The organism is Streptomyces sp. NPDC006476, assembly GCF_040612015.1.
Classification (GTDB): Bacteria; Actinomycetota; Actinomycetes; order Streptomycetales; family Streptomycetaceae; genus Streptomyces; species Streptomyces griseorubiginosus_B.
This window is the reverse complement of the sequence record NZ_JBEXPK010000005.1, coordinates 56,217-80,863: the sequence shown is the minus strand read 5'-3', so window position 1 is coordinate 80,863 and position 24,647 is coordinate 56,217. Positions and strand designations below refer to the sequence as shown.

21 protein-coding genes are annotated in these 24,647 nt (G+C 73.9%); 9 read left to right on the top strand and 12 right to left on the bottom strand.

The window, feature by feature from the left end:
- Positions 1-274 precede the first annotated feature (274 nt).
- On the bottom strand, positions 275-1,069 hold the full coding sequence (locus tag ABZZ74_RS07550) for a polysaccharide deacetylase family protein (protein WP_356762367.1): 795 nt from the start codon (positions 1,067-1,069) through the stop codon (positions 275-277).
- Positions 1,066-1,995, bottom strand: a complete 930-nt coding sequence (locus ABZZ74_RS07545) for a polysaccharide deacetylase family protein (RefSeq protein WP_356762366.1) — start codon at positions 1,993-1,995, stop codon at positions 1,066-1,068. The genes ABZZ74_RS07550 and ABZZ74_RS07545 overlap by 4 nt, the downstream gene beginning before the upstream one ends.
- 90 nt (positions 1,996-2,085) lie before the next feature.
- On the opposite strand from ABZZ74_RS07545, the gene ABZZ74_RS07540 reads away from it, so the two are divergent.
- A complete protein-coding gene (locus ABZZ74_RS07540; protein ID WP_356762365.1) occupies positions 2,086-3,249 on the top strand; it encodes a methyltransferase domain-containing protein in 1,164 nt (387 codons plus the stop codon).
- Here ABZZ74_RS07540 and ABZZ74_RS07535 read toward each other — a convergent pair whose 3' ends face one another.
- The 4 genes from ABZZ74_RS07535 to ABZZ74_RS07520 form a co-directional block, all read right to left on the bottom strand.
- Positions 3,250-4,503, bottom strand: a complete 1,254-nt coding sequence (locus ABZZ74_RS07535) for an RNA polymerase sigma factor (RefSeq protein WP_356762364.1) — start codon at positions 4,501-4,503, stop codon at positions 3,250-3,252.
- Between the two features lie 45 nt (positions 4,504-4,548).
- On the bottom strand, positions 4,549-4,905 hold the full coding sequence (locus ABZZ74_RS07530; protein ID WP_356762363.1) for a YciI family protein: 357 nt from the start codon (positions 4,903-4,905) through the stop codon (positions 4,549-4,551).
- A 130-nt stretch (positions 4,906-5,035) separates the two neighbouring features.
- On the bottom strand, positions 5,036-6,025 hold the full coding sequence (locus tag ABZZ74_RS07525) for an LCP family protein (protein WP_356762501.1): 990 nt from the start codon (positions 6,023-6,025) through the stop codon (positions 5,036-5,038).
- A 332-nt stretch (positions 6,026-6,357) separates the two neighbouring features.
- Entirely contained in the window at positions 6,358-7,425 is a 1,068-nt protein-coding gene (locus ABZZ74_RS07520; protein ID WP_356762362.1) for a LacI family DNA-binding transcriptional regulator, read from the bottom strand.
- 130 nt (positions 7,426-7,555) lie between these two features.
- Here ABZZ74_RS07520 and ABZZ74_RS07515 point away from each other — a divergent pair, with 130 nt between their 5' ends.
- Together ABZZ74_RS07515 and ABZZ74_RS07510 are read left to right on the top strand one after the other, a co-directional pair.
- Positions 7,556-9,859, top strand: coding sequence for a glycoside hydrolase family 3 N-terminal domain-containing protein (locus tag ABZZ74_RS07515; RefSeq protein WP_356762361.1), 2,304 nt, complete (start codon positions 7,556-7,558; stop codon positions 9,857-9,859).
- A 28-nt stretch (positions 9,860-9,887) separates the two neighbouring features.
- Positions 9,888-10,409, top strand: coding sequence for a hypothetical protein (locus ABZZ74_RS07510; RefSeq protein ID WP_356762360.1), 522 nt, complete (start codon positions 9,888-9,890; stop codon positions 10,407-10,409).
- Here ABZZ74_RS07510 and ABZZ74_RS07505 read toward each other — a convergent pair.
- The 4 genes from ABZZ74_RS07505 to tsaB are packed head-to-tail and all read right to left on the bottom strand — an operon-like array spanning position 10,360 to position 12,851.
- A complete protein-coding gene (locus tag ABZZ74_RS07505; protein WP_356762359.1) occupies positions 10,360-10,617 on the bottom strand; it encodes a hypothetical protein in 258 nt (85 codons plus the stop codon). The two genes, ABZZ74_RS07510 and ABZZ74_RS07505, sit on opposite strands and share 50 nt — an antisense overlap.
- The gene (gene tsaD, locus ABZZ74_RS07500) at positions 10,614-11,699 is read right to left on the bottom strand and encodes a tRNA (adenosine(37)-N6)-threonylcarbamoyltransferase complex transferase subunit TsaD (protein ID WP_356762358.1); all 1,086 of its coding nucleotides are present in this window, start codon (positions 11,697-11,699) and stop codon (positions 10,614-10,616) included. Before tsaD ends, ABZZ74_RS07505 begins: the two co-directional genes overlap by 4 nt.
- Positions 11,692-12,198: a ribosomal protein S18-alanine N-acetyltransferase gene (rimI, locus tag ABZZ74_RS07495; protein WP_356762357.1), complete on the bottom strand. Its 507-nt coding sequence runs from the start codon at positions 12,196-12,198 to the stop codon at positions 11,692-11,694. The genes tsaD and rimI overlap by 8 nt, the downstream gene beginning before the upstream one ends.
- Complete coding sequence (tsaB, locus tag ABZZ74_RS07490) at positions 12,195-12,851, bottom strand: tRNA (adenosine(37)-N6)-threonylcarbamoyltransferase complex dimerization subunit type 1 TsaB (RefSeq protein WP_356762356.1); 657 nt, start codon at positions 12,849-12,851, stop codon at positions 12,195-12,197. The genes rimI and tsaB overlap by 4 nt, the downstream gene beginning before the upstream one ends.
- Positions 12,852-12,964: 113 nt before the next feature.
- Between tsaB and ABZZ74_RS07485 the strand changes: the two genes are divergently transcribed.
- Positions 12,965-13,519: a hypothetical protein gene (locus tag ABZZ74_RS07485; protein WP_356762355.1), complete on the top strand. Its 555-nt coding sequence runs from the start codon at positions 12,965-12,967 to the stop codon at positions 13,517-13,519.
- Positions 13,520-13,984: 465 nt separating this feature from the next.
- Here the strand turns inward: ABZZ74_RS07485 and ABZZ74_RS07480 are convergent, their stop codons facing one another.
- Both ABZZ74_RS07480 and ABZZ74_RS07475 read right to left on the bottom strand, forming a co-directional pair.
- Complete coding sequence (locus ABZZ74_RS07480) at positions 13,985-14,839, bottom strand: AAC(3) family N-acetyltransferase (RefSeq protein ID WP_356762354.1); 855 nt, start codon at positions 14,837-14,839, stop codon at positions 13,985-13,987.
- Positions 14,836-15,921 (bottom strand): hypothetical protein, encoded by a 1,086-nt coding sequence (locus tag ABZZ74_RS07475; RefSeq protein WP_356762353.1) that lies wholly within the window; start codon positions 15,919-15,921, stop codon positions 14,836-14,838. The genes ABZZ74_RS07480 and ABZZ74_RS07475 overlap by 4 nt, the downstream gene beginning before the upstream one ends.
- Positions 15,922-16,048: 127 nt before the next feature.
- On the opposite strand from ABZZ74_RS07475, the gene ABZZ74_RS07470 reads away from it, so the two are divergent.
- The 5 genes from ABZZ74_RS07470 (at position 16,049) to ABZZ74_RS07450 (ending at position 24,647) form a co-directional block, all read left to right on the top strand.
- Positions 16,049-18,376 (top strand): large ATP-binding protein, encoded by a 2,328-nt coding sequence (locus ABZZ74_RS07470; RefSeq protein WP_356762352.1) that lies wholly within the window; start codon positions 16,049-16,051, stop codon positions 18,374-18,376.
- A 215-nt stretch (positions 18,377-18,591) separates the two neighbouring features.
- On the top strand, positions 18,592-19,494 hold the full coding sequence (locus tag ABZZ74_RS07465; RefSeq protein WP_356762351.1) for a MoxR family ATPase: 903 nt from the start codon (positions 18,592-18,594) through the stop codon (positions 19,492-19,494).
- Positions 19,491-20,696 (top strand): hypothetical protein, encoded by a 1,206-nt coding sequence (locus tag ABZZ74_RS07460; RefSeq protein ID WP_356762350.1) that lies wholly within the window; start codon positions 19,491-19,493, stop codon positions 20,694-20,696. Before ABZZ74_RS07465 ends, ABZZ74_RS07460 begins: the two co-directional genes overlap by 4 nt.
- Entirely contained in the window at positions 20,693-23,401 is a 2,709-nt protein-coding gene (locus ABZZ74_RS07455) for a hypothetical protein (RefSeq protein WP_356762349.1), read from the top strand. Before ABZZ74_RS07460 ends, ABZZ74_RS07455 begins: the two co-directional genes overlap by 4 nt.
- A 28-nt stretch (positions 23,402-23,429) precedes the next feature.
- On the top strand, positions 23,430-24,647 hold the full coding sequence (locus ABZZ74_RS07450; protein ID WP_356762348.1) for a toll/interleukin-1 receptor domain-containing protein: 1,218 nt from the start codon (positions 23,430-23,432) through the stop codon (positions 24,645-24,647).

The following is a 24,647-nucleotide window of genomic DNA, read 5'->3' as shown; positions in this document are numbered from 1 at the left end:
GCGTCGCGAGAGGGTCCCGTCCGCGGCAGTGCACGCGTACCGTCGCCCCATGCCCTCCCGGTCCCTGGCGCGCTCGCGGTCCTGCTTCCGGCCGAATGCGCCATCGGCCTGGTGTCCGCGGCCGCCCGGGCACGGGTGGGGCGCTGCGGTGTGGCTGGGCGGGCTGGCGACGGCGGCTCTGGCGTCCGCCCGTTTTCTTCTTCCGGGACGGGTTCGCCGTGACCGGTGGCGGGCAGATGCCGGCGGCCCTGCTCCTCCTCGTGACGGCGCTCGGCTACAGATAGTCCTCCAGACGCCCCACCGTCAGCCCCCGTTCCTCCAGCCGCGCGAGGAGGCGGGACGTGCGTCGGGTGAGGGGTGGGCCCGTTCCGTCGTCGGGGGCCACGGAGACGATGTCGCCGGGGGTCAGGTGGCGGGCGGTGCGGGTGTAGGTCAGCCGGCCGGTGGCATTCATCGACGCGCGCCACAGCACCAGCGCCGTGACCCCGCAGTCACCGGCCGCGCGCAGGGTGGTGCCGTCGTACGCGCCGTGGGGCGGCCGGAACAGACGGGGCCGGGGCCGGTCGGGCCGGCCGCAGATCTCGGCGCGCTGGCCGGCGTAGGACAGACCGCGCAGGGTGGTGCGGACGAGGCGTGGGCCGTGGGTGCCCGCGTCGGCCGGCCGTGGACGCGCGAGGTGGCCGTGGACCGGGGCGGCCGTGCCGTCGGCGGTGAACACGCTGACGGGCAGCCGGAGTTCGCGGACCATGTCGGCGAAGCGCGGGTCCCGCGCGGCGCCGTCGTCGTAGGTGAGGAAGACGACCCGGTCGTGAGTGGGGACGTGGGAGACGATCAGGGGGCGGGCCGGGCCCGCCGGGCGGAAGGCCGGGGCGCGGGCGGGTCGCGGGGCACGGGGCAGCGGGGCCTGGAGGCCCCAGCGGCGGTACGGCCGCACGGGCCGGGCGTGTCCGTGCGGCCGTACCTCCTGCGCCGCCTTCCTGCCGAGCCGTTCGATGGGGTCGACGGACTGGGCGCAGCCGGTGAGGAGGGCGAGCGCCAGAACTCCGGCGGCCAGGCCCCGGAGCCTCACAGGTAGTCCTCCAGGCGGGCCACCGCGTACCCCTCGGCCGTGACCTTGTTCAGGAAGCGCCGCATGTCGTCGACCATGGTGCCCTTCCACTCGTTGCGGCCCCGGAAGTGGGTGAGCACGATGTCGCCGGGGTGCAGGTCCTGGTCGTCCTCGCGGTACTCCCAGTGGTCGACGAAGACCTCCTCGTCCCAGATCGGCGCGTACCGGATGCCGCAGGACTTCGCGGCGCGCAGGGTGTCCTGGTTGTAGTTGCCGAAGGGCGGCCGGAAGACGGTCGGGGCCCGGCCGAACTGCTTCTTCATGACCGCCTGCATTCCGCAGATCTCGTGCCGCTGCCGCTCATAGGAGAGCCCCGGCAGATAGGGGTGGGTGAGGGTGTGGTTGTTGAGGGTGACGCCCCCGGACTGCATCCGGCGGAAGTACCCGTAGTCGTCCCTGACCAGGAAGTCGCTGAGGAAGGCGGAGTACGGGATCTTCAGCTCGCTCATCATCCGCAGGAACGCCGGGTCCTTCTCGGCGCCGTCGTCGATGGTGAGGAAGACGACCCTCTGCCGGGTGGGGACCGTGGTGAAGACGGGCGGGAGGTCCAGTTCCTCCTGGTCGTCCACCTCGAAGCCCCTGCGGGCGGTGATCCGTGGCTTGTGCACCGGTGGCGGCGGAGCGGTCAGGGGCACCTGCCGCAGCCCCCAGCGCCGCGCGGCGGCGGCCCGCGCGGTGAGGGCCGCGCGCAGCTTCAGGGCGTACGAGTCCAGGGCGCGGGCCTCGGGTGCCTTCAGGGGCTGCTGGCCGGAGGCCGGGCGCACCTCCTGGCCGTCGCCCGTCGCACAGCCGGAGGCGATGGCGGCGACGGCGAGCACGGCGATCCCGCCACGGACTCGCCGCTTCCGGGACGCCCCGTTTTTATCGTTTTGTACGACTGCTCGCATGGTGCCGGATCCTCGCAGGCCGGGCCCGCGAACCCGGCCCGACACCGCGTCCACGGGCACACCATCCACCGACTGGCCCACAATGAGCCGGTGAACGACCTCGCCCTCCTCCTCACCCCCGAAGGCCGCGCCCTCCTCGACGCGGTCCGCGACACGGCCCCGGCCGACGAACTCGCCGTGGCGACCCGGCTGCGCCGCGAGCACCCCGCCGACCTGGTGTCGGCGGCCCTCGGGCAGGCGCGGCTGCGGCAGCGGGCTGCGGCGAAATTCGGGGCGGCGGACGCCGGGCGGATGTTCTTCACGCCCAACGGGGTGGAGCAGTCGACGCGGGCGAGCGTGGCGGCGTACCGGGCGGAGTGCTTCCGCGCCATGGGGGTACGGTCTGTCGCCGACCTGTGCTGTGGGATCGGCGGGGACGCGATCGCGTTCGCCCGGGCGGGGATCCGGGTGCTGGCCGTGGACCGGGACCCGGTGACGGCCGACGTGGCGCGGGCGAACGCCGAGGCGCTCGGGCTGGCGGACCTGATCGAGGTGCGGGAGGCCGACGTCACGGAGGTCGACACGGCGGGGTACGACGCCGTGTTCGTCGACCCGGCCCGGCGCGGCGGACGTGGGCGGATCTTCGACCCCGAGGCCTACTCACCACCCCTGTCCTGGGCGGTCGGCGCGGCCCGCAAGGCGTCCCGGGCCGCCGCGCTGAAGGTCGCCCCGGGCGTCCCGCACGAGGCCGTGCCCGAGGACGCCGAGGCCGAGTGGATCTCGGACGGCGGGGACGTGAAGGAGGCGGTGCTGTGGTTCGGGACGACGCCCGGGGCGATCCGCGCCACGCTGCTCCCCAGCCCCCGCACCCTGCTCGGAAGAGGACTCCCCGATCCCCGGGTCCGCCCGGTGGGCCGCTACCTGTACGAGCCGGACGGCGCCGTCATCCGCGCCCACCTCGTCGCCGAGGTGGCCGAGGACCTGGACGCCGGCCTGATCGACCCCACCATCGCGTACGTCACCTCCGACGCCCTCCTCCCCACCCCGTACGCCACCGCCTACGAGATCACCGACCAACTGCCTTTCAACGTGAAGAAGTTGAAGGCCCTGCTGCGGGAGCGGGAGGTCGGGACGCTGACCGTGAAGAAGCGGGGGTCGGCGGTGGAGCCCGAGGAACTCAGGAAGAAGGTCAAGCCGGCCGGCCCCAACTCGGCGACCGTGTTCCTGACCCGGGTAACGGGGGCGCCGACCATGCTCGTCGGACACCCCGCCTGATCACCCCGCTCCGGCCGCCCGCCGCCGCAGCAGCTCCCGTTCCCGTTCGTTGCGCGCGAGTTCCGCCGCCCGGGCGAACTCGGCGCGTGCCTCGGCCGTACGCCCCAGGCGCTCCAGCAGGTCGCCGCGGACGCTGGGGAGCAGGTGGTAGTCGCGCAGGGCGGGTTCCGCGGCGAGGGTGTCCACGATCGCGAGCCCCGCTTCCGGTCCCTCCGCCATCGACACGGCGACGGCGCGGTTGAGTTGGACGACCGGGGAGGGGGCGCGGGCGGCGAGCAGGCCGTAGAGGGTGGCGATGCTCGCCCAGTCGGTCTCCTCGTAGGTGTACGCGTGCGCGTGGCAGGCGGCGATCGTGGCCTGGAGGGTGTACGGGCCCGGGGCGCCGGTGGCGGTGGCCTCGGCGCGGTGCAGGGCCGTGATGCCACGGGCGATGAGCATGCGGTTCCAGCGGCGGCGGTTCTGGTCCTTGAGCAGGACGGGTTCGCCGCCGGGGCCGGTGCGGGCCGCGGCGCGGGAGGCCTGGAACTCCAGGAGGGCGGCCAGGGCGTGCACCTCGGGTTCCTTCGGCATCAGCGACGACAGCACGCGGGCCAGCCGCAGCGCGTCCTCGCACAGCGCCGGGCGCAGCCAGTCGTCGCCGGCCGTGGCGGCGTACCCCTCGTTGAAGATCAGGTAGATGACGTCCAGGACGGAGCCGAGACGGGCCTCGCGGTCCGGGCCGTAGGGCACCTCGAAGGCGACGTTCTTCGTGGCGAGGGTGCGTTTGGCGCGGACGATGCGCTGGGCGACCGTCGGCTCGGGGACGAGGAAGGCGCGGGCGATCTCGGTGGTGGTCAGGCCGCCCAGCAGCCGGAGGGTGAGGGCGGTGCGGGCCTCGGCGGACAGGACGGGGTGACAGGTGGTGAAGACCAACCGGAGCAGGTCGTCGTCGATGTCCTCGGGGTCGGCGGGCTCCTCCGGCGGCGCGGTCGTCTCCAGGCTGCGGCCGATCTCCGCCAGCTTGCGGGCGTAGTTCTCCCGGCGCCGGACCAGGTCGACGGCGCGGTGCCGGGCGGTGGCCGTCAGCCAGGCGCCCGGGTTGTCCGGCACACCGTCCCGGGGCCACTGCTCCAGCGCGGCGACCAGGGCGTCCTGGGCGAGCTCCTCGGCGATGCCGACGTCACGGACGATCCGGGTGACGCCGGCGACGATGCGCGGGAACTCGAGGCGGAATACGGTGTCGACGGCACGGGTGGCGGTGGGCTGCTGTTCCACAGCCCACCATGCAACACCCCCGACGGGCCTCGGGCCAAGCGGCCCTCAGCCCTCCGCGATCTCCCTGACCTCGCAGGTCACTGTCCAGTGCTCCTCGTGCACCTTCAGGAACCGCTTGGTCCACTCCAGCGCCTCGGCCTTGTCCTTGCACTGCATGATCGCGTAACCGCCGACGACCTCCTTGGACTCGGTGAAGGGCCCGTCGGTCACGGAGATCTCACCGCCCTGCCAGTGAACCCGCGTGCCCTGCGCGGACGGCGTCAGCCCGGCGGTGTCCAGCATCACGCCGGCCTTGGTGATCTCCTCGATCAGCTCCCCCATTCGCTGCATCAGCTCGGGGCTGGGCCCCTCGGCGGGGGCGGTCTTCTCGTCGATCTGCACGAGAGAGAGGTAGCGGGGCATGGTGACTCCTCGGTCGGTCCGGGGCCGGTCGCTGTCCGGCCTTTCACCAGTGCGTCGATCGAGGAGCCCGGGGATCGACAGGCACGCCGGAATTCCCCGAAGTTTTTTCCGCCGCCCTTCTTTGCGCTGCTCAGCGCAGCGATTCCCACCGATCGCTCGCCGCCGGTTCCTTCGCCACCACGCGGTTGGGGTCGGACGGGGCCGTGACCACCGGCATCATCACCGTCTTGAGGTGTTGCGCGGTCAGGCCCTTCAGGCTGCGCCCGAACCCGACCAGCTCGCTGATGGAGTCCAGGCCCGTGTCGGTGGTGAGGCTGTCCGTCAGGGCGTCGGCGACGGAGTAGAGCCGGGCGGGGTCGGTGAGGAGGTTCGTCGAGGAGATCTGTTCCAGCAGGGCCTTCACCAGCTTCTGCTGGAGGCCTATGCGGCCCAGGTCGCTGCCGTCGCCTATGCCGTGCCGGGTGCGGGCGAGGGCGAGGGCCTGCTTGCCGTCGAGATGGTGGGTGCCGGCCGCGAGGTGCAGATGGCTGTCGTCGTCGTCGATGTCCTGGTCCGTGGTGACGGTGACCCCGCCCAGGGCGTTCACCAGCTTCGCGAAGCCCGAGAAGTCAATCTCGATGTAGTGGTCCATGCGGACGCCGGTGATGGACTCGACCGTCTTCACCGCGCACACCGGGCCGCCCACGGAGTAGGCGCTGTTGAACATGGCGTTGTAGGCCACGGCCGTGGAGCCGCCCGACTTCAGCGGACAGGACGGGCGGGTGACGAGCGTGTCGCGCGGGATGCTGACGATGGTCGCGTCCTTCCGGCCCGCGGCGATGTGCACCACCATCGCGGTGTCCGACCGGGCGCCGGAGCTGCTGCCCCCGCCGAGCGCCTTGTTCTCCTTGCCGCTGCGGGAGTCGGACCCGAGGACGAGGATGTTCAGGGAGCCGGTGGGCAGCGGGGACTCGGAGGCCCCGGGGGACGGTGTCGTCACCGCCTTCGCCGGACGGTCGTCGCCGAGCGCCTGGTTGATGTCGACGCTTTTGATGTTGCTGTCGAGGTGCCAGTACACCCATCCCGCCGCCCCCGCGCCCAGCACCAGCAGTCCCGCCACGGTGAGGCCGGCGATCCTCAGTACGGTCGACCGCCGGCCCCTGGATCTGCCCCCGCCGCCGCTCTCCGCCTGTCCCGCCTCAAGTCCCGTCACAGACAGGAACGTAAGTCCGAATTATTAGGAGGTTGTTAGCGGCGGCCTCGTGAAGCGGATTTCTACGGAAAATCTCACGCTTCTCAGATGGCCGTCACCCCAGCCCGACCGTCGGCACCGCTGCCCCGGGCCGAAGGTCGGTTCACCTCCGGGGACTTCGAAAGTTTCGGGCAGGTAACCGATTGGCTTCGGTGGAGCGTGGGCGTGGGCGCACCGCCCGTCAATACCGCCACTTCCGGCCAACCTGTACCAGTGCCCTGTCAGACACCGCTCGGCGGCGGTGCCGTGCTGCTGCGCACCACCAGGCTCGTGGCCAGCTCGACCCGGGTGGCCGCCGGCGCCTGGTCCTCCCGTCCCAGGTCCAGCACCAGCTTGGCCGCCGCCTCGGCCATCTCCGTCAGCGGCTGCCGTACGGTCGTCAGCGGCGGCCCCACCCAGCGGGCGACCGGCAGATCGTCGAAGCCGACCACGCTCAGGTCCTCCGGAACCCGCAGGCCCAGCTCCCGGGCGGCCTCGTACAGACCCAGCGCCTGCAGGTCGTTGAGGGCGAAGACCGCGGTCGGGCGGTCGGGGCGGCGCAGCAGCTCCAGGCCCTGGCGGTAGCCGGTCTCGTGGTGGAAGTCGCCGGACGCGACGAGCGAGGGGTCCACCGGGAGCCCGGCGGTCTCCAGGGCGGCCCGATAGCCGTCGACCCGGGCGCGGCTGCACATCATGCGGGAGGGGCCCGTGATGGCACCGATGCGGGTGTGGCCGAGTTCGACGAGGTGGCGGGTGGCGGCGAGACCGCCCTGCCAGTTGGTCGCGCCGATGGAGGGCACGTCCACGCCCGGGTCACCGGCCGGGTCCATCACCACGAAGGGGATGGAACGGCTGGTCAGCAGGGCCCGCTGGGACTCGTCGAGGCCCGAGAGCACCAGGATCACCCCGTGCGGTCTGCGGGCGGCGACCTGGTCCGCCCAGGTCCGCCCCGGTGTCAGCCGCCCCGCGCTCTCGCTCAGCACCACGCTCAGCCCGGTGTCCCGGGCCACGTTCTCCACGCCCCGGATGACCTCCATCGCCCACGCGCTCTCCAGCTCGTGGAAGACCAGGTCGATGAGCGGGGAGCGGCTCGCCTCGGCCCTGCGGCGCCGGTAGCCGTACGCGCGCAGCAGCTCCTCCACCCGGTTGCGGGTGGCCGGCGCCACGTCGGCGCGGCCGTTGAGGACCTTCGAAACTGTCGGCGCGGACACGCCGGCCTCGCGGGCGATCTCGGCGAGCGTCGCGGTCTGCTGGGACCGGCCTGTCGTCGGGGTTGTCGTCCGCGTTTCAACGGGCTCCGGAGGCGTCATGGCGGCGATCGTATCCCTGCACCCCCTCTTGACGAACCCTTGCGACCGGCCTAGGTTCCCGGAACATTCGAGATGAAAAGCGAAACATTCGTGAGAGGGCCCGTCCCGACTCGACCAGAGCAGGAGTTTCATGACCACCGCGCCTTGGCGTGACCCCGCCCTGCCCGCCGCCTCCCGCGTCGACGACCTCCTCTCCCGGATGACCGTGGAGGAGAAGACCGCCCAGCTCTACGGCGTGTGGGTGGGCGCCGACACCGACGGCGACGGAGTCGCCCCGCTGCAACGCGAGATGAGCGCCGACTACGACTGGGACGAACTGATCACCCACGGCCTCGGCCAGCTCACCCGTCCCTTCGGCACCGCCCCCGTGGACCCGGCGCTGGGCGCGCAGGCGCTGGCCCGCGCCCAGCGCCGTATCGCTGAGGCGGGCCGCTTCGGCATCCCCGCCCTCGCGCACGAGGAGTGCCTGGCCGGCTTCACCACCTGGCGGGCCACCGCCTACCCGGTGCCGCTCGCCTGGGGCGCGAGCTTCGACCCCGCCCTCGTCGAGGAGATGGCCGCCGCCATCGGCCGCGACCTGCGCTCGGTGGGCGTCCACCAGGGGCTCGCCCCGGTCCTGGACGTCGTACGGGATCCGCGCTGGGGCCGCGTCGAGGAGACCATCGGCGAGGATCCGTACCTGGTCGGCACCATCGGCACCGCGTACGTGCGGGGGCTGGAGTCGGCCGGGATCGTCTCCACGCTCAAGCACTTCGCCGGGTACGCCTCCTCGGCCGGCGCCCGCAACCTCGCGCCCGTGCGGGCGGGCGTGCGGGAGTTCGCGGACATCACGCTGCCGCCCTTCGAGATGGCGCTGCGGGAGGCCGGGGCGCGGTCGGTGATGGCCGCGTACAACGACACGGACGGCATCCCGGCCTCGGCGGACCCGGGTCTGCTGACCGAGCTGCTGCGCGAGCGGTGGGGCTTCACCGGCACGGTGGTCGCCGACTACTTCGGCGTCGGCTTCCTGCAGACCCAGCACCGGGTCGCGGGCTCCGAGGCGGAGGCGGCCCACGCGGCGCTCGCGGCGGGCCTTGACGTCGAGCTGCCCACCCTGAAGTGCTACGGCACACCGCTCGTCGAGGCGGTACGGGCGGGCGAGGTCCCCGAGTCCCTGATCGACCGGGCGGCCCGCCGGGTCCTGCTGCAGAAGTGCGAGCTGGGCCTGCTGGACGAGGACTGGAACCCGGAGCCGGCCGAACGCATCGACCTGGACTCGACGTCGAACCGGGCGCTCGCCCGCCGGCTGGCCGAGGAGTCGGTGGTCCTCCTGGACAACCCCGACGGGCTCCTCCCGCTGGCCCCCGACACCCGTATCGCGGTGGTCGGCCCGCGCGCCGCGGACGCCCTCGCCATGCTGGGCTGCTACTCCTTCCCCTCGCACGTCCTCACGCACCACCCCGAGGTGCCGATGGGCATCGAGATCCCCACGGTCCTCCAGGCGCTGCGCGCCGAACTCCCCGACGCCAAGGTCACGTTCGCCGAGGGCTGTGGCGTCGACGCCCCCGACACGGGCGGCTTCGAGGAGGCGGTGGCCCGGACGGCCGAGGCGGACGTGTGCGTGGCGGTCCTCGGCGACCGGGCGGGCCTGTTCGGGCGGGGCACCTCGGGTGAGGGCTGCGACGTGACCGACCTGCGACTGCCCGGGGTGCAGGGCGACTTGCTGGACGCCCTGGTGTCGACGGGCGTCCCCGTCGTCCTCGTCCTCCTGACCGGCCGCCCGTATGCGCTGGGCCGCTGGCACGGACGCCTGGGCGCGGTCGTCCAGGCGTTCTTCCCGGGGGAGGAGGGCGGCCCGGCGGTGGCGGGCGTGCTGTCGGGCCGCGTCAACCCCTCGGGCCGCCTTCCGGTGAGCGTCCCCCGGGTGCCCGGCGGCCAGCCCTGGACCTACCTCCAGCCCCCGCTGGGCCTGGCCGGCGAGGTCAGCAACCTCGACCCCACCCCGCTGTACCCCTTCGGCCACGGCCGCTCGTACACGACGTTCGCCTGGGAGCCGGACGCCACGGGCGCCGAGATCACGACGGACGGCTCCCACGACGTCTCGGTCACCGTCCGCAACACCGGCGACCGGGCCGGCGCGGAGGTCGTGCAGCTGTATCTGCACGACCCGGTGGCGAGCGTGACCCGCCCGGACGTACGGCTGATCGGTTACCGGCGGCTGGAGCTGGAGCCGGGCGAGGCGGCCCGGGTCACCTTCCGCTTCCACGCGGACCTGTCCGCCTTCACCGACCGTTCCGGCGCCAGGGTGGTCGAACCGGGCGCGCTGGAACTACGGTTGGCGGCATCGAGCACGGACCTGCGCCACACGGCACACCTGCACCTCACGGGCCCGGTGAGAACGCTCGACGTCGACCGGCGGCTGCGGTGCGAGACGGAGGTGGCGGGGGCGGGGTGACCCTGCGCCGCGGACACGGGGGGACGCGATGGTCAGGTACGTGCACCAGGAGTTGGGGACAGCGCTGGCGCTGCTGGCCGCCACGGCCGTCGGGGTGGTGGTGGCCGTCGCTGTGCACGGAAGTCCACCGGTGCGGGCGGACCGGGTGTGGCTGGTCGCCGTCCTCGCGCTCGGCTACCTGCTGCTGGTGACGCTGCTGCGGGGGTCGCGGCTCAGGTGGGTGGGCGAAGTGCGGCGCTTCGAGGCGGCGGTGCCGATGACGGGCCGGGAACTGGGCCGTCACCGCGGCCGGTTCCCGCTCCCGATCTTCGTGGCGTTCGTGGTGACGACCTCGGTCTTCGCCCTCGTCGGGGGTCCGCTGATCCCTCTGCTGCCGCTGCTGCCGACGCTGGACTGGCTGGCCAAGGCCGCCGTAGGCGCGCACTGGGAGCGCGGGCACGGCCGGCTGCTGTGGCGGGAGCGCGACCGGCACGGGCCACAGGGCCTCTCCTACACTCCGATCACCGCTCCGGCACCGACTCGAACTGCCACCGATGCACCGCTCGGCTGACCAACTCGCTGTCCGGCTCGGGGAGTTCGGGCAGCTCGGCGTCGTAGGGCGCGTCCCACCACGTGATGACGAGGACGCGGTCGCCGGGTGCACGGAAGGTCTCCCGACGCACGGGCCGGACGGGCAGCTCCTGCGCCCGCGCCCAGGCCAGGAGCTCCTCGCCGCGGCCCTCGGCCGCCCGGGCCTCCCACATCAGGGCGACGGTCACGAGTAGAGGTTCTCCTTGCTGACCTCGTGGACGTGGTCGTGCCCCGGGACGTGCGGGTCCGTGACCGGCAGGGAGGAGTCCGCCGACAGGTCCCAGCCGGAGGCCGCCCGCCCCCGCGCGACCAGCTCGGCGCCCAGCGCCGCCACCATCGCCCCGTTGTCCGTGCACAGCTTCGGTCGCGGCACCCGCAGCCGGATCCCGGCCGCCTCGCACCGCTCCTGCGCCAGCGCCCGCAGCCTCGAGTTCGCGGCCACGCCACCGCCGATCATCAGATGATCGACACCCTCGTCCTTGCAGGCCCGTACCGCCTTGCGGGTCAGCACGTCGACGACCGCCTCCTGGAAGGAGGCCGCCACGTCACGCACCGGCACCTCCTCCCCCGCCGCCCGCTTCGCCTCGATCCAACGGGCGACCGCCGTCTTCAGACCCGAGAAGGAGAAGTCGTACGCCGGGTCACGTGGCCCGGTCAGGCCGCGCGGGAACGCGATCGCCTCCGGGTCGCCCTCGCGTGCGTACCGGTCGATGACCGGACCGCCCGGGAACCCGAGGTCCAGCACCCGGGCGATCTTGTCGAAGGCCTCGCCGGCCGCGTCGTCGATGGTCGCGCCCAGCGGCCGTACGTCCGAGGTGATGTCGCTCGACAGCAACAGCGAGCTGTGGCCGCCGGACACCAGCAGCGCCATGGTCGGCTCGGGCAGCGCGCCGTGCTCCAGCTGGTCCACGCAGATGTGCGAGGCGAGGTGGTTGACGCCGTAGAGGGGCTTGCCGAGCGCGTAGGCGTACGCCTTCGCCGCCGAGACGCCGACCAGCAGGGCGCCCGCGAGGCCGGGACCGGCGGTGACCGCGATGCCGTCCAGGTCGCTCGCGCTCACCCCCGCGTCCTTCAGCGCGCGGTTGATCGTCGGCACCATCGCCTCGAGGTGCGCGCGCGAGGCGACCTCCGGGACGACACCGCCGAAGCGGGCGTGCTCGTCGACGCTGGAGGCGACCGCGTCGGCCAGCAGGGTGGTGCCGCGGACGATGCCGACGCCGGTCTCGTCGCAGGAGGTCTCGATACCGAGGACGAGGGGTTCGTCAGCCATGGATCTCGGTTCCTTGTACGGAGGTTGATGGGTCTGTGAGCCGCATGACCAGGGCGTCCACGTTGCCCGGCTGGTAGTAGCCGCGCCGGAAGCCGATGGCCTCGAAGCCGAAGCGCTCGTACAGCTTCTGGGCGCGGATGTTGTCGATCCGGCACTCCAGCATCACCTCACCGCACTCGAAGGCGGTGGCGGCGCGGAGCAGCTCGGCGAGCAGGCGGCCGCCGAGGCCCGTGCCCCAGTGGTCGCGGGCGACGGCGATGGTCTGGACGTCGGCAAGGTCCCCGGATGCGGCGAGGCCCGCGTAGCCGACGATCCGGTCACCGGTCTCGGCGACCACGTAGCGCCGCGTCGCCTCGGCGCCGCGGGCGTGGGCGAGCTCGGACCAGAACATGCCCCGGGACCAGGTGTCCTCGGGGAACAGCTCCTTCTCCAGCTCCAGCACGGGATCGATGTCCCACCAGCGCATCTCGCGCAGTCGAGGAGTCACAGCGTCGGTCACTTGGGGGTGACCACCTTGTAGTTCTTGGGCACCTGGGCGTCCGGCCGGCGCAGATACAGCGGCCGGGGCGCCGGCAGCTCCTCCCCCTTGGCCAGCCGCTCGGCGGCCAGCGCGGCCAGTGCCGCCGCCGACACGTGCTCCGGTGCGTGCACGTCGGGGAAGGTGTCCGGGTACAGCAGCGCGCCCGCGCCGACGGCCGGCAGCCCGGCCACCTGGTCGGCGATGTCGGCGGGCCGGTCCACGGCCGGGTCGGTCAGCCGGGTCCGGGAGTCCGCGTACCGCGCCCAGTAGACCTCCTTGCGGCGGGCGTCGGTCGCCACGACGAAGGGGCCGCTCTCGATGTCGGCCGCGTACGCCAGCCCGTCGAGCGTGCACACACCGTGCACCGTCACGCCGAGGGCGAGCCCGAAGGTGTCCGCGGTCATGAGGCCGACGCGCAGCCCGGTGTACGGGCCGGGTCCGGTCCCCACGACGACACCGGTCACGGCGTCGAGCCGGAGCCCGGCCTCGGCGAGCACCCGGTCGACGGAGGGCAGCAGCAGCTCCCCGTGCCGGCGCGCGTCGACCTGACTGGACGAGGCGATGACATCCGTCCCGTCGTGCAGCGCGACGGTCACGGCGGGAGTGGCGGTATCCAGAGCGAGCAAGAGCACGCAAACAGCGTACGGCGGTTTGGGGCTCGGCATCGCCGCCCGGGTGGAGCGGGCCGTGGCTGCTACGGTCGCCGCAAGTACGGCGGGCGAGACGATCGGACAGGTGGGTGACGGTGGCAAAGGGCAGCTCCGGATTCGTGTTCGGGCTCACCGCGGCGGCCCTGGCGACGGTCTCCTTCCTCGCCTACCAGGCCTCCGCGACCGTCCCGGCGAGCTTCAGCAAGCCGCAGGCCACGGCCTCGGCGACCGCGTCCGCCTCCCAGGCGCCCCGCGTCGACCCGAACCCGGCCGCCCTGCCCGCCGGGACCGGTACGGGTGAACGGGTGGTGTACTCGGTGGACGCCGGCCGGGTGTGGCTCGTCGGCGCGCGCGAGCGGGTGCTCCGTACGTTCACGGTGACCCCGGGCAGCCTCGCCCCGTTTCCCGGCACCTACCCGGTCACCTCCCGCTCCAACTCGATCACCGGCACCGACGGCACCCCCATCGAGCACGTCGTCCGCTTCACCGCCGTGGACGGCGTGGTCATCGGCTTCAGCGCGGCGGTCGGGGTGCCGAGATCGGGGGCCGACACGGACGTACGCACGGGGGGCATCCGCGAGTCCCGCACGGACGGCGACGCGATGTGGCAGTTCGCGACGATCGGCGTCCCGGTGGTCGTGATCCGCTGACCGCTTGGACTCCGGCGGGCGTGATCCGGTACCGCGTGGCCCCCTTGTAGGCGTGATCCGGTCACTGCGTGGACCCCGGTGGGCGTGATCCGGTGACCATGTCACCCCGGTGGGCGTGATCCGCTGGCGCGGTCACCCCAGGGCCCGGGATCCACTGAGCGTTCACCACCAGCATCCGTGCTCCGTGCCCGCGCCGACCCGGTGGGCATGATCCGGTGCCCGCCCCGACCCAGGTGATCGCAGTCCGCCAACGCCGTCACCCCAGGACCCGGGATCCACTGAGCGTTCACCGCCGGCGGCCGTGCTCCGCGCCCCCGCGCCGCCCCAATGGCCATGATCCGCTGCCCACGCCGACCCACTGGGCGCGACCCGGTGCCCGCATCGCCCCCAGTCATCGCGGTCGCCCGACAGGTGTCATCCCTGCGCCCATGGTGCACTGACCCACCCGCGAGGCACTGACCGCGTTCACCCCATCGGGTAGCTCTCGTCCGGTGTGCCCGCTCGTCGGGCGGTCAGCCACTTTGCCGCGTATGCCACCGCGGGGGCCAGGGTGAGCAGGCGGCAGTCGGCGCCGCCCACGCGGCCCCGGGTCACCGGCCGCTCCGGCAACGCCTCGTAGGAGTCGCCCAGGTCCGGGAAGACCGAGGCGTCGAAGTCCAGGTCCCGGTACTGGTGCCAGCGGCGGCCTCCCGGACCGTCGGCCACCGCGCAGCCGTAGTCGCGCGTGGTCTGGCCCGGCACGCGGTACTCCGCCAGGTGGAAGGCCGTGCAGACGGAGTAGTCCACCCCCACCAGCAGGATCCGCGCCTCCAGCTCCTCCAGCCGGGCCAGCGGGGAGTCCTCGCCGAGGTGGCAGTCCAGCGCGTGCCCGGCGGTGATCCGCGCGGCGGCGGGTCCGAGCGCGGCGAACGAACTCTGGGGATGGCCGCTGCGCAGCGCCCCGGGGCGGGTGCGCACCTCCTCGGGCAGGACGCCGACCCCGAAGCTCGGGGTCCGGGCCGGGTCGAAGGCGGGCAGGGAGGCACGCAGCCGCGGCCACTCACTGGCCGGCACGGCATAGCCGCGGGTGACGGGCCAGCGGGACGGGTCGGTGTTGTCGGGGGTCTGCGTGTAGACGACGAGGGTGCCGTCCGCCCCCAGCACGTCCAGCAGGGAGTCGGCGACGGCCCCCGCTCCCCCGCGCACCGGCCCGAGAGCGCGCAGGGAGGCGTGCACCAGCAGGGTGTCACCGGGGCGGATTCCCAACTCACGCCAGTGGACGACCATTTCCGCACGGCCGAGGGGAGAGGGCGAGGGAGAGGGAGAGGGAGAGTGCGTCATCGCAGGGCTTCCTGCCGGACGTCGACGACTCGGCGCAGGTCGCTCGGCAGCAACTCGTCCCACAGCAGGTCCAGATCGCGGCGGGCGGCCTCGGCCGGCGGTTCGCACGGCGAGCCGCCGTCCAGGAACTCCCGCAGTCCTACGTCCCCGCCCCGCGCCATGGTGTACGGCGGCACGGCGTGCCGGGACAGCACCAGCGCCCCGGGCTGCGCCGCCCCGGATGCGAACAGGCGTCGTACGTCGTGGAAGTGGCGCTCCTGGAGGCCGCCGACGTCGATCACCCTGGCGTCGGTCGGGACGGGAGTGCCCCGCTCCAGCACCAGCGGGACGGCGGCGCGGTCGTGCACCAGGACGTGGGCGGCCGCGTACAGCAGGGTCTGCTCCTCCTCCGTCGCGCCGCCCTTGCCGCCGAGCCGCTCCAGGACACGCGCCCGCTTCTCCGGAGTGAGGGTGCGCACCAGGTCGTCCAGCGCGGCCAGGACATCGGCCGGGGTCTGTGTGCCGTAGATCCCGTAGCGGTGCGGGATCAGCAGGGTCAGGAGCCGGTCGAGGCACCGGGCGAGCAGGCCGGTCTCCTCGGCCACCGCGGAGGCGGTGAGGCCGTTGATGGGGCAGCCGAGGGAAGCGGCGAGCACGACCTGGAGATGGAGGGCCCGGTGCCCGGCCGCGGCCAGCCGCGCCGCCATCCGGACGGCCGGCAGCACATAGCTCAGCGCCCGCAGCGGAACCTCGGTACTGGCGCCGTACACCACCCGCAGGACCAGCGGGGCGCGCACGGCCTCCCCGACGGTCCGCAGCAGCGGCTCCAGGCCGTGGCTGGGCAACCCTCTGAGATAGCACGCCTGCCGGGTCCGGGCCCCGATGACCGCGTCCAGCAGGCGGGGGCGCAGCCGGTTGAGCTCGCCCGTCTGCGACACGTCGGTGCCCGCGGGAAGGGTGTCCAGCGCGCCGCGGATGTCCCCGTCGGTCAGGGCGTGGAAGTCCTTGCCGCGTCCCAGGACAGGCACCCCCCGCATGATGGCAGTGAGCAGGTTCGCCTGCTTCTTTCCCAGGGACTGCTCCCCGACCGGCACGTTGGGCATGTTACCTGACAATTCGCCAATAAAGCCTGAATGGTTACGAGTTGATGGCGGGGATTCTGCCACGGCCGGTCCCCCGGGCTCGTGAGAAACTGGATTCAGGTACGCAAACCACATACCGGGGGATGAGATGGTGCCCGTGTACCGCTATGCCGTCAGCTACGTGCGCGGCAGGGACGAGGCCTGGGTCGCGAGATTCCTGGACGAGCTGAGACGGCGTCTGGACGCCACGGACGGACCGGTCTTCGACCGCCTCGTCCCACCGCCCGCCTCCCCGGCCGAGCAGAGCAGGACGTACGGCGTCGAGAGCGCGGACGTCGTGCTGGCGCTGTGCAGCCCGGCGTACTTCAACGAGGGCCCGGCCCATCACGACTGGGCGGTGCTGGCGCTGCGGCGCAATCTGGGACAGGCGAGGACGGGAACCGCGCCGCAGCCTGCGCTGCCCCTGGTCTGGGAGCCGGTCGAGCGCCGGCTGCCGGGGCCGGTCGCCACGGCCGACACCTTCTCCGCGGGCCAGCCGCCCGAGTACCGCTCGCTGGGGCTTGCCCTGATGACCATGCAGGCCCCGCGCTACCGCGCGGCGCTGGACCGCGTCCTGGACGGGATCGTGGCCCGTATGACGGCGATGGCCGCGAGCTCGGCCCCGGCGCCCGTGCTGGACGACCGCTCCGCCGGGAACGCGCCCGACGCCCTGGCGTCCGACGACGGGTCCTTCACCGAGCAGTTCCGCAAGGAGGTGGCACCGGCCCTGCCCGCGATGCCGGTGGCCCGCACCCTCGGCGTCCGCGCCGGCCGGGGCGCGCCGGAGCCGGACCGTGACGTCCCCGCGGAGCTGCTGCCGGAGCTGGGGCGGCGCATCCTGCTCGTCGGTCCCACGGGGGCCGGCCACAGCACCGAGCTGGCGCGGCTCGCCGCACAGGCGCTGGACGACCCGGGACGGGGACCGGCGGGTGCAGGCCGGGCGCCCTGGGGCTGCCGGACGCCGCTCGTGCTGTCGGCGCGCTCGGGGGCGCTGCCCCGGCTGGACGGCATGGTGCCCACGCTCGCCCCGCTGGCCGCCCCGCAGGAACCGGCGGGCTGGGTGGCCCGGCAACTGCGGTCCGGGCGGGCCTTCCTGGCCGTGGACGACCTGGACGCGGTGCCCGAGGGCAACCGCGCCGCCGTGTGGGACCACCTGCTGCGCCTGCTCGACGCCCACCCCCAGGCGCCGTGTGTCATCGCCACGAACGGCACCGGGGTGCCCTGGGCCCGCCTCGGGGACGCCTTCCGGGTCGTCGGGCTGCGGCCCCTGTCCCCCGACGGCGTCCACACCCTGCTCGCCTCCCTCACGACGGCGACTCCCGAGGACCGGCAGGCCCGGGCGCTCCTCACCGACCGGTTCGCCACCGATCCGCTGCTCGTCGGCGTCGCCCGCCGCCCGGCCGCCGTCCCGGCGCTGCTGCGGGCGGTGCGCCGGCCCGGGCGGCCGATGCCGGTCGCCCGGCACCGGCTGCTGCGGGCCGGTGTCTCGGCGGCCTGGCGGCGGGCCTCGGAGGAACCGGCCGGCTCGTCCGACCCGGCCGTGCCCGGCCTCGCCGCGCGCCAGGTGCCGGACAGTGTCCTGCGGGCGGCCTCCGGCAGACTGGCCGTCGCCACGCTCGGCGTGGACGCCTCGCGGGTGCCGCTGCGGACCGCGCTGAGCGCGCTGCGCGACCCCGGCGCCTCCGACGCGGCCTCGCCCGAGCGGCTGCTGGCCGCGCTCGCGGACCGGGCGGGCGTGGTGTTCCGCCCCGGCCCGGACACCGTGGCCTTCCCGGGCCCCGAGGTCAGGACCTTCCTGGCCGCCCACCACCTGGCCCACGCGCCGGGCACGAGTCGCGACGAACTGCTCGGTAGCCACCCCTCCCCCGAACTCCACGAACTCCTGGACGAGTTGCGGGCCGCCGAGTCGGACCAGGGCACCGCCCGCAGTGTGCTGGCGCAGCCGGGACGGCCGCCCCGGCGGCTCTCGGCCCTCGGCCCCCGTCCCCGGCCTGCGGAGCGGCGGGTGCGCGTCCGGTCGTCCGCTCAGGTGCGCGCGCTGCTGCGGGCCGGCACCCCCGTGCCCGAACTGTGCTGCTCGGGCCGGGTCGACGGACTGGCCGAGGTGCTGCCGCGGCTGCCCGGGCTGCGCTCACTGGTCCTCACCGACGACCCGGAGCTCGTCGCCCTGCCCGCACTGACCGGGTGCCGGTCGCTGCGGTCGGTTCGGATACTGCGCTGCCCGAACCTGCTGGATCTGACCGCGCTCGAGTCCTCGCCGGTCATGTTCCTCGACATCGATCCGTGGCCGGACCTGCCGTTGCCGGAGGGCCTGCACCGGGCGCCCTGGCTGAGCCGGGTGGACGTGACGACGGGGGTCCGGCGCGTGCTCGCGCCCGAGCCGACGGCGCCCACCGGCTTCCCGGAGGTGCGGATACGGCGCCGGTCAGTGAGCTGATGCTTCGTCACCCACCCGCGAGGCCGGACAGATTGGTCGTCTGAGTACTGGCCGCGCGTGCCATGGGGAAGAGAGCAACGGGGTAGGCCGGAGATCCGCGCCGACATGTGATCCGAGAAGTGCTCCGCCATGTGTCCGGCAGGTGATCCAACACGTGATTCGACGTCTGGGCGACATCTGGTCCGACGTCTGGTCCGACAAGGGGGACAGTAGGCTTGATCAAGCTTTTCGACCCGGCCGGGGAGTCGGAGCGGCCCGCGGAGGTCATCCGCGTACCACCGCGCGACACGGCCCGCCTCGACGACCAGGTGTACCTCTTCGACGACCGGACCGTCCTGGCCGTCAACGTCGCCCTGGCGTCCGGCCGTCCATTGCTGGTGCTCGGCCCGCCCGGCTCGGGCAAGTCGACCCTGGCGCCGAACGTGGCACGGCTGATGCGTCTGCGCTACTACGCCGAAGTGGTCACCGCTCGCACCGAACCGCACGACCTGCTCTGGCGCGAGGAGGCGTTTCGCCAGCTCAACGACGCCACGCTGGGCCGGCTCAAGGGCGCCGGTTCACGGTCCTACGTCCGGCCGGGCCCGCTGTGGAAGGCGCTCGACCCGGCCATGGACGAACACTGCCCGCCGACCTTGCGCGACCGGCCCGCGGTGGTCCTGATCGACGAGATCGACAAGGCCGACCCCGATGTCCCGGACGCCCTGCTCGATCCGCTCAACAACCTCCGGTTCATGGGCCCGGACCGGCGGATGGTGACGGCGGCCGAGAGCGCGGGGGCGCCACTGGTGGTGATCACGAGCAACGAGGAGCGGGAGCTGTCCGCCGCTTTCCTGCGCCGCTGCATCCTGCTGAAGCTGGAGTCGCCGGACCGCGAACACCTTTTGAAGGTCGCCCGGTTGCACATGGGGGACGACTACGACGAGGCGCTCACCCTGGAGTTGGCCGAGATGTTCGAGAGCGAGTCGGTGGCGGCGCGGCCGGCGGCGAGCACCGCCGAGTTCCTGGACACGCTGCGGGCCTGCCACCAGATGGCCCTGACGGCCGACTCCCCGGAGTGGCGGGCCGTCGCGGACCTCGCCATGGTGAAGGGCACGCCCGACACCTCCGCCCACGCATGAGCCCGGGCCCGGCCCATCTGGGGGATCTGCTGCGCGCGGCCCGCGTCCTGGGGGTGTCCGATCCGGCCGGCATGACCACGCTGGCCAGGGCCATGGGCCTCGCGCTGCCCTCCGCGAGCCGTGCCCCGTCCGCGCCCACGGGAGAAGCGCCCACGCGAGCCGCGCCCATGGCAGAGGCGCCCGCCGACCGGGGCCGAGCCGCGGCGCCACCACCACGGCCACCGCGCGGCGGCGACGGCACGACGGCCCGCAGCAGCGACCCGCCGGGCCGGACGGGCAAGCCCGATGCGACGGCAGGCACCGCGCCCTCGCGGCCCGGTCCCGGGCGGGGTTCCGCAGCCGACCCCCCGACGGCGCCGGGACGGCTGCCCGAACCGGACCCCCGCCCGCACACGGGCGGTTCGCTGCTCCTGGTGCGCGCCGCACGGCCGGCACCGGACGCGGAGGCGGGCCGAGAGCTGTGGCGCGAGGGCGTCGCACCCGACCCCGGGGACGACGACGCCGAGACGCTGCTCGGCCACACCGAGGCGTTCGACGTGCCCTGGGCCACGGCCCCACCGCTGCCCGCCTCGCCGTGGAACCCGCAGACCGAGCGGGCGATCTTCCTCGCGGTGGCCAGCACCTACCGGACGGGACGGGCCGTCGACCACGTCCGGCTCGTGGACCTCGTCGTACGGGGTCTCGCGGGCGGCCGGGTCGCCCGGCAGCGGGTGCCCTACCGGCGCCGGCCCACGACCCGGGGCGGGGCGCTGCTGCTGATCGACCGCGGTGAGTCGATGCGCCCCTTCCGGCACGACCAGGAATGGGCGGCCCGGCTCGCGGCCCGGATCCTGCCACCGGGCGGGCTGCGCGTGCTGGACCTGCGCATCACCCGGGGCGTCAGCCGTGACCGGGGCCGTACCTGGGACCCCCACCCGGTGCCGCCGCACGGGCAGCCGGTGATCCTGCTGTCCGACCTCGGGCATCTGCAGCCGCCGCTGCCCGGCCGGCACCACTCCTCGCCGGCCGGCTGGCTGCCGTATCTGCGGCGGCTGCGCGAGGCGGGCACCTCCGTCGTCTGTCTCACCCCCTACCCGGCGGAGGAGTACCCGGCCGCCGTGCGACGGACGGTCGCTCTGATCCCGCTGGACCGCCGGGTGTCCGTACGGTTCGCCCAGACGGCGGCCCGCCAGGATCCGCGCCGGGCGGGACGGCCCCGATGACGGCGGCGCCCGAACGCAGTGGCGCGTTCCGGCTGATCGCGGAGCAGCGCCGGCATCAGCCCGACGTGGTGCGGCTGGCCCGCTCGCTGTGCCTGGCCGCGCAGGCGGAGCCGTACTTCCTGCGCGGCGCCCGGCTCCGGTTCGCCCCGGACAGCGCTACCGGTCTGGAGGCCAGGCTCTCCTTCTCGCCGCTGGTGGAGGCCGCCGACAGCCGTGCCCTGGTGCTGTACCCGGAGGTGAGCACGGCGCTGCGGCAGGAGCTGTACGTCCACGACCCCCATCTGCTCGGCTCGGTCCGCGACTTCACCCTCTCGGCGCATCGCTGCGCACCACCCCTCGTACGCGGTTTCGAGGAACTGCTGTGGACGGCGACCATCGGCCCGCCGCCCGCCGAGGCCGAGGTCGAACGCACCCTCACCCCCCTCTTCCGGCAGGTGCTCGCTGAGGGCACCGCCGCCGCCGAGGCCAGTCGCTGGATCCTGCACTTCCTGCCCCGGCTGCCGGAGGCCGTACGGGAGTCGCTGCCGGCCTGGCGGCTGCGGGTGATGGCGGCGGAGCGGCTGGGCATGGAGCCGCCACCGGGCCTGGTGAGCCGGGCCGACGCCGAGGAGATACGGACGGTACGGACGCTGGTCCACACCGAGGTGGACATCGGCGTCCGGGCCGAGCCGGACGGCCTGACCCTGAGCCGCCCCCCGGAGCGCGACGCCCTGGTCCTCGGCGCGAGCGGGGCGGGCCGGGTGCGGCTGCGGCTGCGCGGCGCGCTGCCGGGGGCCGCCTGGCACGACCTGGACCTGTACGACGGCGAGCACACCACCCTCGGCGTGGGCGTGGCCGCCGAGGCCCGCGCGGACGGAACCGTGCTGGCCGCACAGGCGGAGCTGGGCGGCACGCTGCTGTGTGCCCGGGCCGGCCACCGGGCCGCCCTCGCGACGACCGCGGACGGCCGTACCGTGCTCCGTCTCGACGACGGCGAGTCCGTCCTCTCGGTCGATCTGCCCGCCGAGCCGCAGCTGCTCGCCGTCGCGGACGCGGGGCCTCCTGCCACGGCGGTGGTCGGCGACAAGGGGCTGCACGTGGTGACGACGGCGGTCGACGGGACCGCCGACGCCGTCCTGCATCCGCTGGCGGTGCGGCCGGCGGCGGTGGGCTGGTCCCGGACGGCCGATCGGGGCGTGCTGTGCCTGGCCAGGGGGAACGAGGTGCTCCTCGTCGACGACGGGGACCCCGGCCGGATCCTGGGCACGCTGTCGCATCCGGCGCCGGTGCTGCGGCTGTGGTGCTCGGTGTGGGCCGGCCTGGTCGCCGCGGCGGACGCCGAGGGCGGCGTGACGGTCCACCATCTGACCGCGCCCCCGGAGGCGAGGACCGTGCGGTGGCTGCCGGGCCCGGAGGTCACCGCGCTGGGCGGAGACCCCCGGTCCGGGGCGGTGGTGTGGGCCACGGCGGACGGGCGGGTGCACGGGACGGCGGAGGGCGGCCCGGCGGCTGCCGTCACCGTGCTGGGCAGGCTGCCGGCGCCCGCCGTCTCCCTGGCATTGCTCGCGGAGGCGGGGCTGGTCGTCGCCGCGGACGGCGGTGACCGGCTGCTGCGCCTGGACTGGCCCGGGGGCGGCCCGGTCACGGCGGTGCCCGTGCCCTTCCGGGTACGGGAGGTCCATCCGGCGACCGGCGAACTGCTCCTGCTGTCGGGGCACGGCGGCGAGGTGGAGATCCGCGCGGAGAACGGGCGGACCCATCTGCTCACCCCGGGACCGATGCCGCCGCCACCCGACCCGGCTGCCCCCGACTGGCTCCGGGACAGCCTCGGAGTGGTCCTGCCCGCGCGCACCCCAGCCATCCCGCCCGGGATCCGCCGCTGGGGCATCGGGCACGTCTGCCTGCCCGCCTCCCTCCCGCCCGGCTCGGAGGATTTCACCGCGCTGCTGACCCGGGCCCGGCAGGAGGGGCTGCGCGTGCTGGCCGAACTGGCGCCTGCGCACGGGGACTCCGCCCACGGCGAGCTGCTCAGGCGGGCCTACGACCTACTGGAGGAGCCGGTCGACGGACTCAGGCTCCGCGAAGCCGACCGCTGGCCGGCCTCCCTCCTCACCCGTTTCCGCCATCTCCTGGACGCCTACCCGGAGTCGGCGCTCGTCACGGACGGCACCCCCGACCCCGCACTGGGCACCGCGCACCTCACCCTCGGCCCGCCCCCGACCACGCCGCCCACCTCATACGGCACCTGGACCCTCCCGGACGCCCCGCCGAGCCCCCGGACCTGTCTCCTCCTGGCCCTCCCGGGCTGCCACGAGGTCCCGGCCTCGTCCCTGACCTCCCCCGGGTTACGTCCGCTCCTCGCGGCCCGCGCCGCCCAACTCGCCCTGCGCCACGGCACGGTCGAGTCCGTGCCCACCGGCGCCGAGGCGGTGACCGCCGTCCGCCGCGACCACGCCGGGCAGAGCGTCCTGTGCCTGACCAACACGGCCGACGAACCGGTCACCGCCCGGATCTCGCTGCCGGACACCACCGAACGGACCGAGCTGACCGAGATCGCCCGGGACGTCCCCGATCCCCCACCCGACGGACCGGCGGTCCTGCGGCCGTCCGCCGACGGCGCGTTCACCGTCGGCCTGGGCCCCGGCCGCACCCGCTGGTTCCGCGTCCGCAAGGACGCCCATCCACCCCCGGAGGACACGGACCCCTTCGCCCCGCCCGCCCGCTGACCCGACCCGGTCCCTTACGAGGAGTCCCATGCCCGCCCCTCACGTCTTCCTCAGCCGCAGCGAACCCCTGGACTGCACCTGCAGTTGCTGGCCGGCCCGTCGCGCCATGGAGGAACTGCTGTACCAGGAGGGCTGCGAACCCATCGTGGTGGACCGGGAGTCCCTGGTGCCGGGACAGGACTGGATGGAGGCCATATCCGACGGCATGGGCAGCGCGCACGGCATGCTGCTGATCGTCTCCAGCCACGCCCTGCGATCCGAGCACGTGCAGAACGAACTGGCCATGGCGGAACTGCGCAACCGGCACGACGGCTTCCCGGTGATCCTGTTGATGCTGCCGGAGGTGACCCTCGAAGCGCTGGAGAGGAGCGGCCTCGGATCCCTCAATCCGAACAGGCGCCAGCTGGTGGAGTGGCCGGGCGGCGACGACCTCGATTCCGTACGCCGTGTCATACGCCCCCAACTTGAGCTGATGCGGGCCGAGTTGAGCGGGGCCAAGGTGCACCACCGGGTCGTGCACCATCTGCGCGAGGTGGACGCGGAGAGCCTGAGCCGGGCCGGCGCGCTGTTGGGGGTCCCGGTCGAGATGCTGTCCCTGCTGATGCGTCACCGGCTCGCCTCGGGCCTGCTGACGGAACGGCCGAGCGAGCCGCAGGCCGACCCGCTGCGCGCCGCCCTCACCGAACTGCTGCCCCTGTCCGGTCCGGACGCCTCACGCGAACTGATCCAGCTGAGCGTGACCCACGCCCGGGTGCCGGCGATGGAGGCGGACCGCATCCGCGGAGTGGCCGGCGACGGCTCCCCGCGGGTCGCGGTATTGCCCGCGCGGTCCACGGAGACGGCACGCCGGTACGTCCACCGGGCCAGCGAACAGCCGCTGCCCTGGGACCACCTGGTCGTCACACTCAGCGCGGGCGCCGGGGTGCTGGGGGACCTGGTGGAGCACATCGGGGAGGAGCTGCTCAGGGAGTTCGACATCGAGGACGAGGAGATGCTCCGCGAGCACGAGCAGGACTTCGGCCCGCTGGTCGTGATCGTCCCGCACGCCCCGGACCCGGACCTGGTCAGAGCGCTCGACTCGGCGTACCCGGTGGGCCTGCTCTTCCTCTTCGTGGTGGACGGCGAACTCCTCGGCGCGACCGGTGCGCACACCCGGCTGGACGGCCTGCCCGCCTGGCGCGAGGAGGAGATGAACCGCACGGTGCGGCGGTTCGTCCGCAAGTACGGCACGTCCCTGAGCAACTGA